Here is a 14,301-nt window from a genome sequence, read left to right as displayed (position 1 = left end):
TTCAACCGCCACATTCGAGTACATTTTCAAGGTTGACGACCCCGAACCGGCAGCTCAGTCTGCCGGTTCACTTTTTTACCGCGCAGGTGAATCGATGCCCTTTTTCACGGTGGACGGACAAGCACTTCATTACATTGATCAAGGCACAGGCCCCGCCGTGTTGCTGGCCGGCAGCTATTTGTGGGACCAGGCCATGTGGGCGCCGCAGATCGCCGCGTTATCGCCGCACTATCGAGTGATTGCGCTGGATCTGTGGGGCCATGGCGAATCCGGGCGGCTGCCCGATGGCACTCAGTCGCTGGATGACATTGCCCGTCAGGCGCAGGCGTTGCTCGATCATCTGGGCATCGACAAGGTCACGCTGGTCGGGCTGTCGGTGGGTGGCATGTGGGGCGTGCGTCTGGCGCTGTCGGCACCGCAGCGGCTCAAGGGGCTGGTGCTGATGGACACTTACGTTGGCGTCGAACCCGAACCCACCCGTCAGTACTACTTCTCGCTGTTTAAACAGATCGAGGAAACCGGGGAAATCTCTGAACAGTTGCTCGACATCGTCGTGCCGATCTTCTTCCGGCCGGGCATTGATCCGCAGTCGGCGTTGTATCAGGGTTTTCGCGCAAAACTCGCGGCTTACACTGCTGACCGGCTACGCGAAAGCATCGTGCCGATGGGGCGCATCACCTTTGGTCGTGATGACCTGTTGCCGCGTTTGGGTGAGCTGAATGCAGCGACCACACTGGTGCTGTGCGGCGATCAGGACAAACCACGGCCACCGTCGGAAGCGCAGGAAATGGCAGAGCTGATCGGTTGCCCGTGGGTACTGGTGCCAGAGGCGGGGCATATCTCCAATCTGGAGAATCCGGCGTTTGTGACTCAAGTGCTGTTCAACTTCCTGAGTGAGCGCAACGGTTAGACCGCGTCATCGTTCTTCGCGAGCGAGCCCGCGCCCACAGAAGGATGGCATTCCACTGTGGGAGCGGGCTCGTTTGCGAAGGGGCAGTAGCCTCAACAATGTCCAGTGTTATTTAGGCCCAAGAATCTTCGCCAACTTGTCCGGCGTCGGCGCGCCTTGTTGCTGTTGCAGTTCGCCCTTGTCGTCCATATAGAAAATCGCTGGCGTGGCTTGCAGGTCCAGGTCTTCCATCAACTGCATGTTTGCCGCCAGTTTGGTCTGCACCGCCGCCGGGATGTCTTTCAACGCCTTGAGCGAACTGCCTTTGCCTGCCTTTTCGTGGTCTTGCAGGGCCTTTGCCGGATCCTTGGCGGCCAGCAGCGCAGCAGATTTACCCGGGCTGTCTTCGCGAATGATCCCGACCATGATGTGCCGTAATTGCACCTTGCCGGAGTTGACCCACGGCCGTGCCTGTTCCCAGAACATGTTGCAATACGGGCAGTTCGGGTCGCTGAACAGGTACACCGTGCGGGGTGCATCCTTGTTGCCGTCCTGAATCCAGTTGCTCGCTTCAAACTTGGCCCAGACTTCCTTGGCCATCGGCGCGTAGACCAGTTTTTGCAGCGGTTCGCTGCTCAGGTCCTTGCCGTCGGCGTCGTACAGGTTGCCCAGCAAAACGTGTTGACCGTCCGGGGTCAGGTACAGCGCCATGCCACGGTTCTGGTATTGCGCGGCATAACCACGCAAGCCGTCCGGGGCGTCGAACTGGCCGACGATTTTTGCGCCTTTGGCTTCGATCTTTTTGATCGCGGCCGGTAACTCTTCAGCGGCCTGAACGGACGGCAGGTGGAGCAGGGCTGTGCCCAGGGTCAGCGTCAGCAGGTGGCGGAGGCGGTGCATGGCAGTTTCCTTGCAGAGGTGGCCGGGCCTGTGGCTCGGTTCGGGGCGTCGAAGTTTTCCAGGGCGCGGGCCAGACTGGCGTTGGACAGTTCGCCCAGATGACTGGCCAACAGCCGGCCGTCAGGGCTATAGAACAGGGTAGTGGGTAATGCCATGGAACCCACGGCCTGACCCAGGCGGCCGCCACGGTCGAACAACACGTTGCTCAGGCTCAGACCCTGGGTTTCGAGAAACGTCGCCACGCTCTGCATGCTTTCGGCCTGATTGACGAACAGGAAGGTCAAATCGGGGCGTTGCTGTTGGGCACTTTCCAGTACCGGCATCTCCCGCCGGCAGGGCGGGCACCAGGTCGCCCACAGGTTGATCACCAGTGGCCCGCCCTGATAGTCGCTGAGTTTGATGGTCTCCCCGGCCGCGTTGCGCAGAGAGATGTCCGGCAAGCGGGTACCTTGTTCGTAGATATTCAACGACAAGGTCGCCAGCAGCCAGAAGGCCACGCCGCTGGCGACGCCGAACCCCAGCGGTCGACGCCCCCCCGGGCGACGCCAGCCACGATACAGCGCCGCCAACAGCAATACGATCACCCCCGGCCAGGCAAGAAAACCACCATCGCGCAGGTCGATGATCTGCCACGGATCATTGCGATAGTGGCTCCAGTACATGGCGACAAATGCGATGCGGGCCGCGAGTATGCCGAGCAGAAACAGGCAGAACAACGCTGACTCGGGGTTATCGCCACCACGCTTGGCCACCCGCCAGCCAACAAAGGTTGCCAGTGCCAATGCACTGATCAGCAGCAGGTGATTAAGTGCGATGGCAAACGTGCCGAGGGTGAAGGTCAGCATCAGTTGGCGTCTCGGGTGGCGGTCCAGCGTTGCAGGAACGTATCGGCATCGACTTCACCGGTAATGCGCTGGCTACGGCGTTCCTCGCCGTCGGCGCCGATCCACACGAAGCTGGGTGGTCCCGGTACTTTGTAGCGACCGAGCAGTTCACGGCTGGCGGCGTTGTCGGCGGTGACATCCAGTCGCAGCAGGCGCACATCGCTCAGTGCCTGCATCACCTTGTCCTTGCCGAACACCTGCTTTTCCATGACTTTGCACGACACGCACCAGTCGGCGTAGTAATCGAGCAGCACCCACTGGCCCTGGGCCTTGGCGGTATCCAGTTCGCGTTGCAGTGCCGCCGGATCCTTGAGAGTGGTGAACGCGTCATGGCCACTCGTTGCGGCGTTGGTGACACGGCCGGCGCTGTAGACCTGCAACGGCTGGTACGGATCGTCGCTGCCGCCAGCGGCGCCGATCACCAGCAAACTGCCCCACAACCCGAGCAGCAAGGACGTGGCACCGAACATCTGGGCAACCCGGCCATAACCGTCGGATTGTTTCCAGGCGCTATAAGCGGCGATCAACAACAGGGCACCGCACAAACCCTGCCACAAAGACGGATCCAGCACCGGGCGCAACATCAACAATGCGGTGGCGAGGAACAGGAAGCCGAACACGCCTTTGAGCAGGTTCATCCAGTCACCGGGTTTTGGCAGGAAGCGATTGCCGACCGTCACCAGCAGCAACAGCGGTACGCCAATGCCGATCCCCAGCGCGAACAGAATCAGACCGCCATGCAGGGCGTTACCGCTCTGTGCGATGTACAGCAGCGCACCGGCCAGTGGCGCGGTCATGCAGGGGCCCACCAGCAAACCGGACAGCGCGCCGAGTACACCCGCGCCAATCAGGCTGCCACCGGTGCGGCTGCGCGAAGCGTGTTCCAGTCGGTCCCGCAGCGCGACCGGCAATTGCAGTTCAAAGAAACCGAACATCGGCAATGCCAGCACCACGAACACGGCGGCGAAGGCACCCAGCAGCCAAGGATTTTGCAACCAGGCCTGCAGGTTCGCCCCCAGCAGTGCGGCGATCACGCCCATCGCGGCATACACCAGTGCCATGCAGATCACATAACTGCTGGCCAGCGCGAAACCGCGACGTGGCGTCGCGCCACTGCCGACAATCATCCCGGCCAGGATGGGCAGCATCGGCAATGTGCAAGGGGTGAACGCCAATAGCAGGCCAAGGCCGAAAAACACCAGCAGGCTCCAGCCCAGCGCCCGTTGTTGCAGGCTGCTGGCCAGGGCTTGATCCGGTGCCTCGGCGCTCGCATTGGTTTGCGCTTCGCCCCCGAGGTCGATGACCCGGGTTTGCGGCGGATAACACAAGCCCGCATCGGCACAGCCCTGGTAGCTGACTTTGATTTGACCGGTGGCCGCCGCAGGAATTTTTACCTCCAGCCCTTGGCGATACACCGGTTGTTCACCGAAAAACTCGTCGCTGTGGGATTCGCCCTCGGGCAGTGCCGGCTGCTGCTCGGCCGTCAGCCCGTCGAATTTCAGGCGTTTCTGGTACAGGTAGTAGCCGTCTGTAATTTGCCAGAATAGCTGGGTTTCACCGGATTCCAGGCGTTCGGACGTGAGCGCGAACGCCTGGTCGACCGGTAGAAACTCGGGTTTTGTTTCAAATGGATTGTTTCCTGCCTGGGCCAGACTCGAAATCAGAAGCGCAAACAGTAGAAAGAAATGACGCATGTAGGAGCCTTGTCCCTGTGCAAGTGAAGCGCAGAATGGGCGGTGGCGATTAACCGATGATTAACCGCGCCCTGTGAAGCCTCTTGGCGAGTCAGTCACGCAACAGTCCTGGCCAGGTACCGTCATTGACCGACATTGGGCCGTACGTTAGTGAATTGTCCATGTCGTATCTCAGGTACTCGTGGTTGGTCAGGAAAATGTAAAGCACTGAGCTGTCCGATGTACGATCATTTTGTGCAACGGAAATCATTCGATGTTTATAGCGCGACAAGCCCGGCCAATTATTCTCGTTGATCGTTCTGTGACTGATCGTGTCGCGTGCCAGGTTTAAGCTGAGGGTAGTGCCATCGCTTAACAGAAACCGGAAATATTTGTCTTTTGCGAGAATCGGCCACCAGGTACCTCCGATAATTCGCTCAAAGTACGGTTTCAGGCGGTGCCACATTGAATGTTCGAGGAGCTGGTGGCCCATGACTTTGTCGGTATCCTGGTTGTACCACGTCACCACCGGAGTTTTATCCTGATAAGAGAACAACCACAGAATATCGCGGTCATCGAAGAATACTTTCTCCCGAGGGATTCCGGTTGTAGTGAAGCCGAAACGCAGGTTTTTTACGTCATTGAGAGTGTCCCAGCGACCCTTGACAGGTGTGGGGTAACCCTCCGGTACTTCATTGTCACCAATGTTGAAGCGTGAGTAGGTGTTGGTGTCTTTGAAGAAAAAATAAATCCGGTCTTCTCCTGCGCGCCAGTCCACAGCGACAAAATTTTTTAATTCAGGCATGTCTGATTCCATTCATATAAAAGCGGTAAGTTTGCTGCTTTAAGGTTTGTTTGTACGGCGGCTGTCACACAATGGCTCAGTCGCGCAGCAGCCCCGGCCAATTGGTTTCATTGATGTTGTGCGGGCCGGATACGAGCCGGTCTGTCAGTATGTTGTAAACAAGGTATTGGTTGCCGGTCAGGAAGATATACCAATAGCTGTCTGCGAAAGTCCGATCATTTTGTGCGCCGGTGATGATCCGGTTTTTATAAGGAACAAGGGCGCCCAGCCTATGCTGGCCCAACGCATTGCGGGTCAGTGTTTTTGCTCTGAAGTCGAACGTCAGGTAATGCCCGTCATTGAGGATGAATCTGAACAGGAAAGAATGGCCCGTAATCTCTGCCCATGTACCGGTAATGATCTTGTCAAAGTAAGGAAGTATCGGCTTCCAGAGCGTGTCGGCCAATTTGTAAATGCCCGATACTTTGTCTTCGTCCTGGTTGTACTTGCAGACTGTCGGCGTGTCGCCGTTGTAGAAGAACAGCCAGGCGATATCTTCGTCGCTGCCGGCGTTAAACCCCAGTGACGTGGTGGTGAAGCCGAAGCGCAAGTGTTTGGTGTACGGGTCGAACTTGTCCCAGCTGCCTTTAGTGGGGCCGGGATAGCCGTCCGGCACTTGTCGGTCGCCGATATCGAATCGAGAATAGGTGTCGGTGTCTTTGAAAAAGAAGTAAATGCGATCGGGGCCAGAGCGCCAGTCGACGGCGACGAAGTTTTTTAATTGACGCATGTTTTAAGTCCATTTAATCAGGGTTGTTTTTGTGAGGCGTGTTCAAACTATCTGGAAAAGTTATTTGTATGTAGTGAAAAGGTGTGGTTTTTTATTTCTGGAAGCGCTGGATGGACATGATCTAGCGCAACATCCGACTATTGGAGTGGGCGATCACAGGGTGCTGGCCCGCTCGATTGTTCGCTGTGCTTTGCGTCACACGCGGGGATCGCCATAATTGCGGCTTAATCCTCACTTGCTTCACTCACGTCTTTTGCTCAGGGAGCTGCCATGCACGTACTGGTTTGTGAAGACGATGAGTTGATCGCCAGCGGTATCGTCGCCGGTCTCACTGCCCAGGGCTTGACTGTGGAGCACGTCAACACCGCGTCCAAGGCGCGGGCGATACTCAAGGTCGCCGAGTTTGACGTGATGGTGCTTGATCTCGGCCTGCCCGACGAAGATGGCCTCAAACTGTTGCAGCAGCTACGCCAACAAGGCCTGGAGATTCCCGTGCTGATTCTGACTGCACGCGATTCGGTCACCGACCGCGTCAACGGCTTGCAGGCCGGCGCTGACGATTACTTGCTCAAACCGTTTGATCTGCGTGAGCTTTTTGCGCGTCTGCAAACCCTGCTGCGTCGAGTGGCCGGGCGCAGCGTCAACCTGATTGAACACGGTGCGCTGACCTACGACCCGAGCAGCCGTGAAACCACCCTGGCCGGGCAGCCGGTGGATTTGTCGCGACGCGAACAATCGCTGCTCCAAGCCCTCCTGCACAACCGGGGCCGAGTGCTTTCCACCGAACAATTGAAAGACAGCGTCTACGGTTTCAATGATGAGCTGGAAAGCAACGCGCTGAACGTGCATATCCATCACCTGCGCAGCAAACTGGGCAAAGGCATTGTCGAGACTGTGCGAGGGCTGGGCTATCGCCTCGGGCCGGCCGATGGTGGAGATCAGAACAAGTGATGAGTCTGCGATTGCGCCTGAGCCTGACCCTCGGCGCTGCGTTTGCGCTGATCTGGGCGCTGGCAGCGGCGTGGATGCTCAGCGATCTGCGCAATCAGATGATGTTTTCCCTCGATCAGCGTCTGGTGGCTTCAGCACGCATGGTTGCCGGGCTGCTGGAGCAACTGCCGGCCTTGCCGAGCAAAGGAGAGGGCACTCATTTCAGTGCCGAGCAACTGAACATTCCCGGCGGCATGGCCTGTCAGGTCAGTTCGCTGCGCGGGGAGATTCTCGCCCGCAGTCACAACCATCCTGAACAAGCGCTGGAGGCCGAGAAAATGGGCTTCCACGACCAGATGATCGACGGCGCGCCGTGGCGCAGTTTCACCCTCGCCCGGGGCGATGTGCGGATCACCACGGCGGACCGGCAGATTGAACGCGAAGCCCTGAACATGTCGATCCTGCTGGCGGCGTCGGTGCCGGTGGGGGTGGCGTTACTCGGATGTCTGTGCCTGCTGTGGCTGGGGATCGGCCAAGGGCTGGCGCCGCTCAACCGTCTGCGCGAAGCTTTGATGCGGCGTAATGCCGATTCGCTTGAGCCGTTGCAGTTGCAGTCGTTTCCCAGCGAACTGAAGCCTTTGCTCGACACCCAGAATCAGTTGTTCCAGCGCATCGGCAAGACCATCGAACGTGAACGTCGCCTGACCGGTGACGCCGCCCACGAACTGCGCAGCCCGCTGACGGCGATCAAGACGCACCTGCAAGTGGCACGCATGACCGACGGCAGTGCCCGCGATCAGTCGCTGGCACGGGCCGAGGAGGGCGCCGACCGTCTGCATCGCACGCTTGAGCAGTTGCTGTTGCTGGCGCGGGTTGAGGGCAGTCTCTCGTTTGATGACGGTTCGCAATGCAGCGCCGAACAAGTGGCCAGACTCGCCATTCAGGACGCCACGGGTGGTGAACGTCAGCGGATCGAATTGCAGGTGCCGGCCAATCTCTCGGCCGCGCCATTGCAAATGCCAGCGGTGCTGTCGATTGCCGCGCTGCGCAATTTGCTCGACAACGCCCTGCGCCACACGCCCGAGGACTGTGCGGTCGAGGTGAGCCTGGAAACCATCGGCAACCGCGTACGCTTTGTCGTGCGTGACCACGGCCCCGGCATTGCGCAGGACGATCTGCAGCATCTGACCCAGCGCTTCTGGCGCAATGGCCAGAGCACGGGCTGCGGCCTGGGCCTGGCGATTGTTCAGGCAATCGTCCAGCGTTGCGACTGCGCGCTGCATTTCGACAGCCGCCCGGACGGGTTGCGGGTTGAACTGACCATGCCGTTGCAACCGGCCTGAATCCAGCATGAATCCCACAAAGGATCAGTGTTTTGGCTCATCAAATGTAACTTCTCGGCGTTCGCTATCCGGCTGGCTTGGGGTTAAGGTCACCCAAGCTTTGACTCAATGGATTGAGGGAACTGCGCCATGGAAGCACCCATCTGCATTCGTCCGGCCATTCTGGCCGACGTCGGAATCATCAGCCGTATCATCGAACATTCGATCCGTTTCGGTTGTGCGCTCGATCATCGCAATGACCCGCTGCTCGTCAGTGGCTGGACCCGACAGCATAGCGCTGACGCCATCAGTGCCCGGCTCGCCGATCCGCACTTCTACTTGAGTATCGCTTTGCAGGCGGACAAGCCGGTCGGTGTCGGCATGGCCCGGGTCAGCGGCGACATTGTGTTCTGCTATGTACAGCCGCAATCCTTTCGCCGTGGCGTGGGGCGGGCGCTGATGAATGATCTTGAAGGCTGGTTGCGGGTTCGGGGGGCGCTTCACGCCCACCTCAACAGCACTTGCACCGGTGAAGCCTTTTATCGTCATCTGGGGTATCACGAATCCGAACCATCCCTGGCACACCAAGGCTTGCAGGTCCTGCCCATGTACAAGCCGTTGCCGTTGACCGGATGACGAGTCGATCAAGGGCCTAAATCCTCACCTCGCTTAAGCGTTTCCAGAACAGGAAAACCTGCAAGTGCGCGCCGTGACTGGAATGCGTAATTGTCGGGTGTGCTGTTTTGGTCGCTATCCATAGCCAATTGAGGGGTCGAGAGATGTCAGTCGCCACCAGCCTTATCGAAGCGTCGTCGGCCCGGGTCATCTCGGCGCCAGCGGAAACCCTGTATCAGTTCAATGAATCGCCATTGCTGGCCCGTCAGGCCCGGCAGGAATCCAATGCCCGCAGCTATCCACGCCGCATTCCGCTGGCACTCAAGCGCGCCAGGGGCTTGTATGTCGAAGACGTCGAGGGGCGTACTTTCATCGACTGCCTGGCCGGTGCCGGCACGTTGGCGCTGGGGCATAACCATCCGGTGGTGATCGAGGCGATCCAGCAGGTGCTGGCCGATGAATTGCCGCTGCATACGCTGGACCTGACCACCCCGGTCAAGGATCAGTTTGTCCAGGATCTGTTCGGCCTGCTGCCCCCGGCGCTGGCGGCGCAAGCGAAAATCCAGTTCTGCGGCCCGACCGGCACTGATGCAGTGGAAGCGGCGTTGAAACTGGTGCGCACCGCCACCGGGCGCAGTACGGTGCTGTCGTTCTCCGGCGGTTATCACGGCATGAGCCAGGGGGCATTGAGCCTGATGGGCAGCCTGGGGCCGAAAAAACCGCTGGGGGCTTTGCTCAGCAGCGGCGTGCAGTTCATGCCATTCCCGTATGACTACCGTTGCCCGTTTGGCCTCGGTGGCGCGGCGGGGGTGAAGGCAAACCTGAGCTATCTGGAAAACCTGCTGAACGATCCTGAAGCGGGCGTGCAATTGCCTGCGGCGGTGATCGTCGAGGCGGTGCAGGGCGAGGGCGGTGTGATCCCCGCCGATATCGAATGGCTGCGCGGTTTGCGCAGGATCACCGAGAAGGCTGGTGTGGCGCTGATTGTCGATGAGATCCAGAGCGGTTTCGCCCGTACCGGCAAGATGTTCGCCTTTGAACACGCCGGCATCACCCCGGACGTGGTGGTGCTGTCCAAAGCCATCGGCGGCAGTCTGCCGCTGGCGGTGGTGGTCTATCGCGACTGGCTCGACACCTGGCAACCGGGCGCCCACGCCGGTACCTTCCGGGGCAATCAGATGGCGATGGCTGCAGGCTCTGCGGTCATGCGGTATCTGGTCGAACACAGGGTGTGCGAACACGCCGCCGCCATGGGCGAGCGTTTGAGTGAGCACCTGCGCATCCTGCAACGGGATTTCCCGCAACTGGGCGATGTTCGTGGTCGCGGTTTGATGCTTGGTGTCGAGTTGGTCGATCCGAATGGCGCCCCGGATGCGCTCGGCCATCCACCGTCGTTTGCGCGACTGGCGCCACTGGTGCAGCGCGAATGCCTCAAGCGTGGCTTGATTCTGGAACTGGGTGGCCGTCATGGCGCGGTGGTGCGTTTCCTGCCGCCGCTGGTGATCACCGCTGCCGAGATCGACCGTGTTGCCGAGATTTTCGGTCGCGCCCTGGGCGCGGCCATCGCGGCACTCTAAATTTTTCACCACGCCGAACGTTCTTTCTACATACCCGGCTGCACCCTTCGAGCAGCCCACCCTTACAACGATGGAGAATCAGCATGACGTCAGTATTCGACCGCGAGGACATCCTCTTTCAGGTCGTGGTCAACCACGAAGAGCAGTACTCGATCTGGCCGGATTACAAAGCCGTGCCAGAGGGTTGGCGCACCGTGGGCAAGAGCGGCTTGAAGAAGGAATGCCTGGCCTACATCGAGGAAGTCTGGACTGACATGCGTCCGCTGAGCCTGCGCCAGAAGATGGAAGGTCTGACAGCCGCTCAATAAGCGGCCAGGCAAAAAAAGAAACCCGCTGGACTGGATGCAGTCAGCGGGTTTTGTCATTTCCGGGATTTGATCATGTAGAGCGTTAATGCGCTGTAACTGCACTCAACCCCTTGAGCAACTCGTCGACATTGCCTTCCAGTTCAGCCACCGGGTCCGCCGCATCTGTACTCAACACCAACAGCCGACTACCCGATTCAGCAATCGCCGCTTTTACCGCCTCCGACGGCTGTCGATGGTGCAACACCAGCGCCACCTCATTGTCTTTTAGCGTCGCCGTCAGTTGCTTCAGATCTTCAGGTGCCCAGTCAGCATCAGGGCGTGGGTCCTGACCGATCAGCTCCAGGTTCAGGCTGCCGATCAGATACCCGAAGTGATCGCTCAAGCTCATCACACTCAGATTATCGGTACTGGCCAGACGCGCTTCGCTGTCGGCGCTGAGCTTGAGCAAGCGCTGTTTCAACGCCGCCAGATTCGCCTCGATCCTCGTCTTGGCGGTCGGTGCCAAACGCACCAGATCGGCGGCCATCACGTCGGCCATGCGTCCCATGTTGTTACTCGCCAGCCATGGCTGACTGTTCAAACCATCGACCTTCAACCCCGGTTGCACAGCGATGCCGGGCAGGGCGCCGTCGACCGGGCGGGCAGCATCGACTTCAACGATACGGATGTTGCTGCGGCGGGCGATCGGGTACAGCGGATCATCGGCCCACAGCGAGCGCACACCGATCACCGCATCGGCGCCGGTTGCCAGTTTGCTCAACGCCGGCGCGCCGCGCCCGGTGAAGTAGGCGGTCTGGCGACTGCCCGGCAGGTTGGCCGGTGCCGCACGTTCCAGGCTGACGTCGGTGCCTTTGAGCAGCACCTCGCCCAGGCCATAGGTGATTGGCAGCGAGGCGAGCACTCGCAGGGTTTTGGCGCTTTCGGCGGCCATCAAAGGCGTTGCGACCACGCCGCACAGGGCCATGGCCAACGTCAGGTTGCGCAATGAAAAAGCCATTTATCCAAGGTTCCCTTTCAGACTGGGGATGACACCGCGCGCGATGGCGGCGAGGGCGAAGGCGATGCCGGCGACCAGAATGATCGCGGCGCCGGACGGAATCGGCAGATCAAACACGATCGGCGCGAGAATTCCGCACAGGGTGCTGACGGTGGCAATCAATACCGAACACCCGAAAAAGCCCTTGAGCGACTGGCTGAGCAAACGCGCCGCCGCCGCCGGAATCACCAGCAGGGCGCCCACCAGAATTGCGCCGATGACTTTCACGGCCGCGACGGTGATCAGTGTCACCAGAATCACGAACAGGTAATCCAGAGTCTTTACGGCCACGCCGCGCACGGCGGCCAGTTGCGGGTTGAAACTGGCGAGCATGATGCGGTTGTACAGCGGCAGGGCCAGCGCCATGACCAGCGAACCGACGATGGCCAGCACTGCAAGATCGTTGCCGTTGACGGTCAGCACCGAACCGAACAGCACGTTCTCCAGAATGTGCACGTTGATCTTGCCCGCCAGAATCAGCAGCAGACTCGCGCCCAATGCCAGCGACACTGACAGGAACACGCCGATCAGGGTGTCGGGTGCCAGACCGGTGCGGTTGCGCAGGTAATTGAGCAGGATGCCGAACAGCAGGCAGTAACCGAACAGGCTGCCGTAAGGTCCGGTGTAGGGTTCGCCGAGCAGGATGCCGATGGCCACGCCGGTCAGCGCCGCATGGCCCACCGCCTCCGAGAAAAACGCGAAGCGCTTGACCACCACCAGCGTGCCGAGGCCACCGAGTACCGGGCCGATCAACAGACCGGCAAGCAATGCATTGACCACAAAACCATAGGCCAGCGCTTCGGGCAGGTAACCGGAGGAGGCCCAGCCCTGGACCATCAGACGAAAGGCTTCATAACTCATCAGGCAACGCTCCGTGGATGGGTCGAAAACAAACTCAGCAGGCGTTCCGGAGTCAATGCCTGTTGCGGTGTGGCGTCGAACAGCACGCGACGGTTGAGACCGGTGACGCGATCGGCCAGACGCCCGACCGCGTCCAGATCATGTTCGATCCACAGCACGGTGATGCCCGCTGCGCGCCAGTCGCCGAGCAGGCGTTCGAATACCTGGATCCCGGCTTCGTCCAGAGCCGACATGGGTTCGTCGAGCACCAGCAGTTGCGGCGCCGGGATCAGCCCTTGCGCGAGGAGCACTCGCTGACGTTCACCGCCGGACAGCGCGCCCATGCGGCGTTTGCGTTTGTCCTGCATGCCGACGCGCTCCAGTGCCGCACCGATGGCGCCGGCGTAGCGCTTGCTCAATCCGAGAAACGCCGGCCGGCGCTGGCACATGGCGGCCATGAAATCGTCGACTGTCATCGGCAAACCGCGATCGAATTCCAGCGCCTGCGGGACGTAGCCGATGGTGCCGGGCATGCCGGGCCATTGCAGGCTCAACTGCCCCTGATGCGGCATTTGCCCCAGCAACGTCTTGATCAGCGAGCTCTTGCCACCCCCGTTGGGGCCGACCAGTGCATGCACGCTGCCGGGCTGTACCTCAAAGGTTACGTTGTCGAGAATCGTGGTGCGCCCCAGCGTCAGACTGACTTCGGCAAAATCCAGCGTCGGCCCCGAAACCTGCGCGAGCAAGCTCGCTCTCACAGCGGATCTGGATGCGTCAGAAAGGGTTTGTTTTACCGTCATGCGCCGGACTCCTGAATCGCCCGAACCACGGTGTTGAGGTTGCCGGTCATTTCCTTTTCGTACTTGTCTGCCGCGTATTCACCGTAAGAAATGTGCGACAGCGGGTACAGCTTCACGCCTGACTCACGCTCAATGGTGTCGACATACGTGGATGGGAAGTCCATTTCCGAAAAAATCACTTTTACGTCCAGTTCGCGCAACTGGTCGATGGTCTTTTTCAACTGGCTCGGGCTCGGTTCAATACCGTGGGCCGGTTCAACCACCGCGGTCACTTCCAGGCCGAATTCGCGCAGCAGGTAGTCATAAGCGGCGTGAACCGTGGCGACGCGCAATTGGGCGTTGGGTGCCTGGGTCAGTTTGGCGAGCGCATCGGCACGCATCTGCCGCAGGCGTTTGCCGTAGGCGCGGGCATTTTGGGTGTAGGTCTTGGCGTTGTCCGGATCGAGTTTGCCCAGCTCGCGAGCGATGTTGTTGACCTGCGCGATAGAGGCGCTGATCGACAGGAACGTATGCGGATTCACGACTTTGCCGGCACCGCGTGCGGCGACCCCGGTGGCGGCCAGCAGCGGCACGTTTTCGTTGGCTTCGATGGTGTTGACGTTTGGCGTTTCGCTGGCCGCGATCATGCGGTCGGCGAAATCATCATGGCCGACACCGTTGAGCACGATCACATCCAGACCGCTGATGCGTTTGATGTCCTCGGCCCGGGGTTCGTAGGCGTGCGGATTGAAACCCGCAGGAATCAGCGGCACGACCTCAGCCTTGTCGCCGACGATGTTCGCCACATAGCTGTAATAAGGATGCAAGGTGATGCCGATACGCAGGCGTTTGGCCGGATCGGCGCTCGCTAGCGGGCTCAGCAGGCAGGCGCAAAGGCCCGCTAGAAACAAACGTAACAACGGACGGCGAGGCGATGAAATAGACATGGGCAAGCGGTCTTCTCTCGAATAAGG

General features: G+C 59.9%; 15 protein-coding genes. 6 read left to right on the top strand and 9 right to left on the bottom strand.

What is annotated here, in order from left to right:
* The first annotated feature begins 94 nt into the window (after window positions 1-94).
* A complete protein-coding gene (locus AACY50_RS12190; protein ID WP_339431239.1) occupies window positions 95-910 on the top strand; it encodes an alpha/beta fold hydrolase in 816 nt (271 codons plus the stop codon).
* A gap of 108 nt (window positions 911-1,018) precedes the next feature.
* Here the strand turns inward: AACY50_RS12190 and dsbG are convergent, their stop codons facing one another.
* The 5 genes from dsbG to AACY50_RS12165 all read right to left on the bottom strand — a co-directional run bounded on the left by dsbG (window position 1,019) and on the right by AACY50_RS12165 (window position 5,920).
* Complete coding sequence (gene dsbG / locus AACY50_RS12185; protein ID WP_221729151.1) at window positions 1,019-1,789, bottom strand: thiol:disulfide interchange protein DsbG; 771 nt, start codon at window positions 1,787-1,789, stop codon at window positions 1,019-1,021.
* Window positions 1,765-2,634, bottom strand: a complete 870-nt coding sequence (locus AACY50_RS12180) for a TlpA disulfide reductase family protein (RefSeq protein ID WP_339538610.1) — start codon at window positions 2,632-2,634, stop codon at window positions 1,765-1,767. The genes dsbG and AACY50_RS12180 overlap by 25 nt, the downstream gene beginning before the upstream one ends.
* Window positions 2,634-4,367 (bottom strand): protein-disulfide reductase DsbD, encoded by a 1,734-nt coding sequence (gene dsbD / locus AACY50_RS12175; protein WP_339464779.1) that lies wholly within the window; start codon window positions 4,365-4,367, stop codon window positions 2,634-2,636. Before dsbD ends, AACY50_RS12180 begins: the two co-directional genes overlap by 1 nt.
* 91 nt (window positions 4,368-4,458) lie before the next feature.
* On the bottom strand, window positions 4,459-5,151 hold the full coding sequence (locus tag AACY50_RS12170) for a hypothetical protein (RefSeq protein ID WP_339431242.1): 693 nt from the start codon (window positions 5,149-5,151) through the stop codon (window positions 4,459-4,461).
* Between the two features lie 76 nt (window positions 5,152-5,227).
* Window positions 5,228-5,920 carry a hypothetical protein gene (locus AACY50_RS12165; RefSeq protein ID WP_339431243.1) on the bottom strand — a complete coding sequence of 231 codons (693 nt, stop codon included), beginning with the start codon at window positions 5,918-5,920 and terminating at the stop codon, window positions 5,228-5,230.
* 270 nt (window positions 5,921-6,190) lie between these two features.
* Here AACY50_RS12165 and AACY50_RS12160 point away from each other — a divergent pair, with 270 nt between their 5' ends.
* The 5 genes from AACY50_RS12160 (at window position 6,191) to AACY50_RS12140 (ending at window position 10,672) form a co-directional block, all read left to right on the top strand.
* Window positions 6,191-6,871, top strand: coding sequence for a response regulator (locus AACY50_RS12160; RefSeq protein ID WP_221729146.1), 681 nt, complete (start codon window positions 6,191-6,193; stop codon window positions 6,869-6,871).
* Window positions 6,871-8,193 carry an ATP-binding protein gene (locus tag AACY50_RS12155; protein WP_339431244.1) on the top strand — a complete coding sequence of 441 codons (1,323 nt, stop codon included), beginning with the start codon at window positions 6,871-6,873 and terminating at the stop codon, window positions 8,191-8,193. The genes AACY50_RS12160 and AACY50_RS12155 overlap by 1 nt, the downstream gene beginning before the upstream one ends.
* A gap of 129 nt (window positions 8,194-8,322) precedes the next feature.
* Window positions 8,323-8,808 carry a GNAT family N-acetyltransferase gene (locus AACY50_RS12150; protein WP_339431245.1) on the top strand — a complete coding sequence of 162 codons (486 nt, stop codon included), beginning with the start codon at window positions 8,323-8,325 and terminating at the stop codon, window positions 8,806-8,808.
* Between the two features lie 143 nt (window positions 8,809-8,951).
* A complete protein-coding gene (locus AACY50_RS12145) occupies window positions 8,952-10,364 on the top strand; it encodes an aspartate aminotransferase family protein (RefSeq protein WP_339495694.1) in 1,413 nt (470 codons plus the stop codon).
* An 83-nt stretch (window positions 10,365-10,447) separates the two neighbouring features.
* Window positions 10,448-10,672: an MbtH family protein gene (locus tag AACY50_RS12140; RefSeq protein ID WP_221729142.1), complete on the top strand. Its 225-nt coding sequence runs from the start codon at window positions 10,448-10,450 to the stop codon at window positions 10,670-10,672.
* A gap of 82 nt (window positions 10,673-10,754) precedes the next feature.
* Here the strand turns inward: AACY50_RS12140 and AACY50_RS12135 are convergent, their stop codons facing one another.
* From AACY50_RS12135 to AACY50_RS12120, 4 genes are read right to left on the bottom strand one after another with little or no spacing between them, the layout of a single operon-like run.
* Window positions 10,755-11,669: a metal ABC transporter substrate-binding protein gene (locus tag AACY50_RS12135; RefSeq protein WP_339538609.1), complete on the bottom strand. Its 915-nt coding sequence runs from the start codon at window positions 11,667-11,669 to the stop codon at window positions 10,755-10,757.
* Entirely contained in the window at window positions 11,670-12,569 is a 900-nt protein-coding gene (locus AACY50_RS12130; protein WP_339431248.1) for a metal ABC transporter permease, read from the bottom strand. It abuts the gene before it with no gap.
* On the bottom strand, window positions 12,569-13,348 hold the full coding sequence (locus AACY50_RS12125) for a metal ABC transporter ATP-binding protein (RefSeq protein ID WP_339431249.1): 780 nt from the start codon (window positions 13,346-13,348) through the stop codon (window positions 12,569-12,571). Before AACY50_RS12125 ends, AACY50_RS12130 begins: the two co-directional genes overlap by 1 nt.
* Window positions 13,345-14,274, bottom strand: coding sequence for a metal ABC transporter substrate-binding protein (locus tag AACY50_RS12120; protein ID WP_339431250.1), 930 nt, complete (start codon window positions 14,272-14,274; stop codon window positions 13,345-13,347). The genes AACY50_RS12125 and AACY50_RS12120 overlap by 4 nt, the downstream gene beginning before the upstream one ends.
* Window positions 14,275-14,301 lie beyond the last annotated feature (27 nt).

The sequence above is a fragment of the Pseudomonas sp. RA_15y_Pfl2_54 genome, from assembly GCF_963971015.1.
In the GTDB taxonomy this organism is placed as follows: domain Bacteria; phylum Pseudomonadota; class Gammaproteobacteria; order Pseudomonadales; family Pseudomonadaceae; genus Aquipseudomonas; species Aquipseudomonas baetica_A.
This window is presented reverse-complemented; position numbering and strand designations above follow the sequence as displayed.

Excerpts from the sequence above, each read along its gene's own strand:
- dsbG (WP_221729151.1), bottom strand. The coding sequence starts at position 1,789 with ATGCACCGCCTCCGCCACCTGCTGACGCTGACCCTGGGCACAGCCCTG.
- AACY50_RS12165 (WP_339431243.1), bottom strand. The coding sequence starts at position 5,920 with ATGCGTCAATTAAAAAACTTCGTCGCCGTCGACTGGCGCTCTGGCCCC.
- AACY50_RS12120 (WP_339431250.1), bottom strand. The coding sequence starts at position 14,274 with ATGTCTATTTCATCGCCTCGCCGTCCGTTGTTACGTTTGTTTCTAGCG.
- AACY50_RS12130 (WP_339431248.1), bottom strand. The coding sequence starts at position 12,569 with ATGAGTTATGAAGCCTTTCGTCTGATGGTCCAGGGCTGGGCCTCCTCC.
- AACY50_RS12180 (WP_339538610.1), bottom strand. The coding sequence starts at position 2,634 with ATGCTGACCTTCACCCTCGGCACGTTTGCCATCGCACTTAATCACCTG.
- AACY50_RS12170 (WP_339431242.1), bottom strand. The coding sequence starts at position 5,151 with ATGCCTGAATTAAAAAATTTTGTCGCTGTGGACTGGCGCGCAGGAGAA.
- AACY50_RS12190 (WP_339431239.1), top strand. The coding sequence starts at position 95 with ATGCCCTTTTTCACGGTGGACGGACAAGCACTTCATTACATTGATCAA.
- AACY50_RS12145 (WP_339495694.1), top strand. The coding sequence starts at position 8,952 with ATGTCAGTCGCCACCAGCCTTATCGAAGCGTCGTCGGCCCGGGTCATC.
- AACY50_RS12155 (WP_339431244.1), top strand. The coding sequence starts at position 6,871 with ATGAGTCTGCGATTGCGCCTGAGCCTGACCCTCGGCGCTGCGTTTGCG.
- AACY50_RS12125 (WP_339431249.1), bottom strand. The coding sequence starts at position 13,348 with ATGACGGTAAAACAAACCCTTTCTGACGCATCCAGATCCGCTGTGAGA.
- dsbD (WP_339464779.1), bottom strand. The coding sequence starts at position 4,367 with ATGCGTCATTTCTTTCTACTGTTTGCGCTTCTGATTTCGAGTCTGGCC.
- AACY50_RS12135 (WP_339538609.1), bottom strand. The coding sequence starts at position 11,669 with ATGGCTTTTTCATTGCGCAACCTGACGTTGGCCATGGCCCTGTGCGGC.
- AACY50_RS12150 (WP_339431245.1), top strand. The coding sequence starts at position 8,323 with ATGGAAGCACCCATCTGCATTCGTCCGGCCATTCTGGCCGACGTCGGA.
- AACY50_RS12160 (WP_221729146.1), top strand. The coding sequence starts at position 6,191 with ATGCACGTACTGGTTTGTGAAGACGATGAGTTGATCGCCAGCGGTATC.
- AACY50_RS12140 (WP_221729142.1), top strand. The coding sequence starts at position 10,448 with ATGACGTCAGTATTCGACCGCGAGGACATCCTCTTTCAGGTCGTGGTC.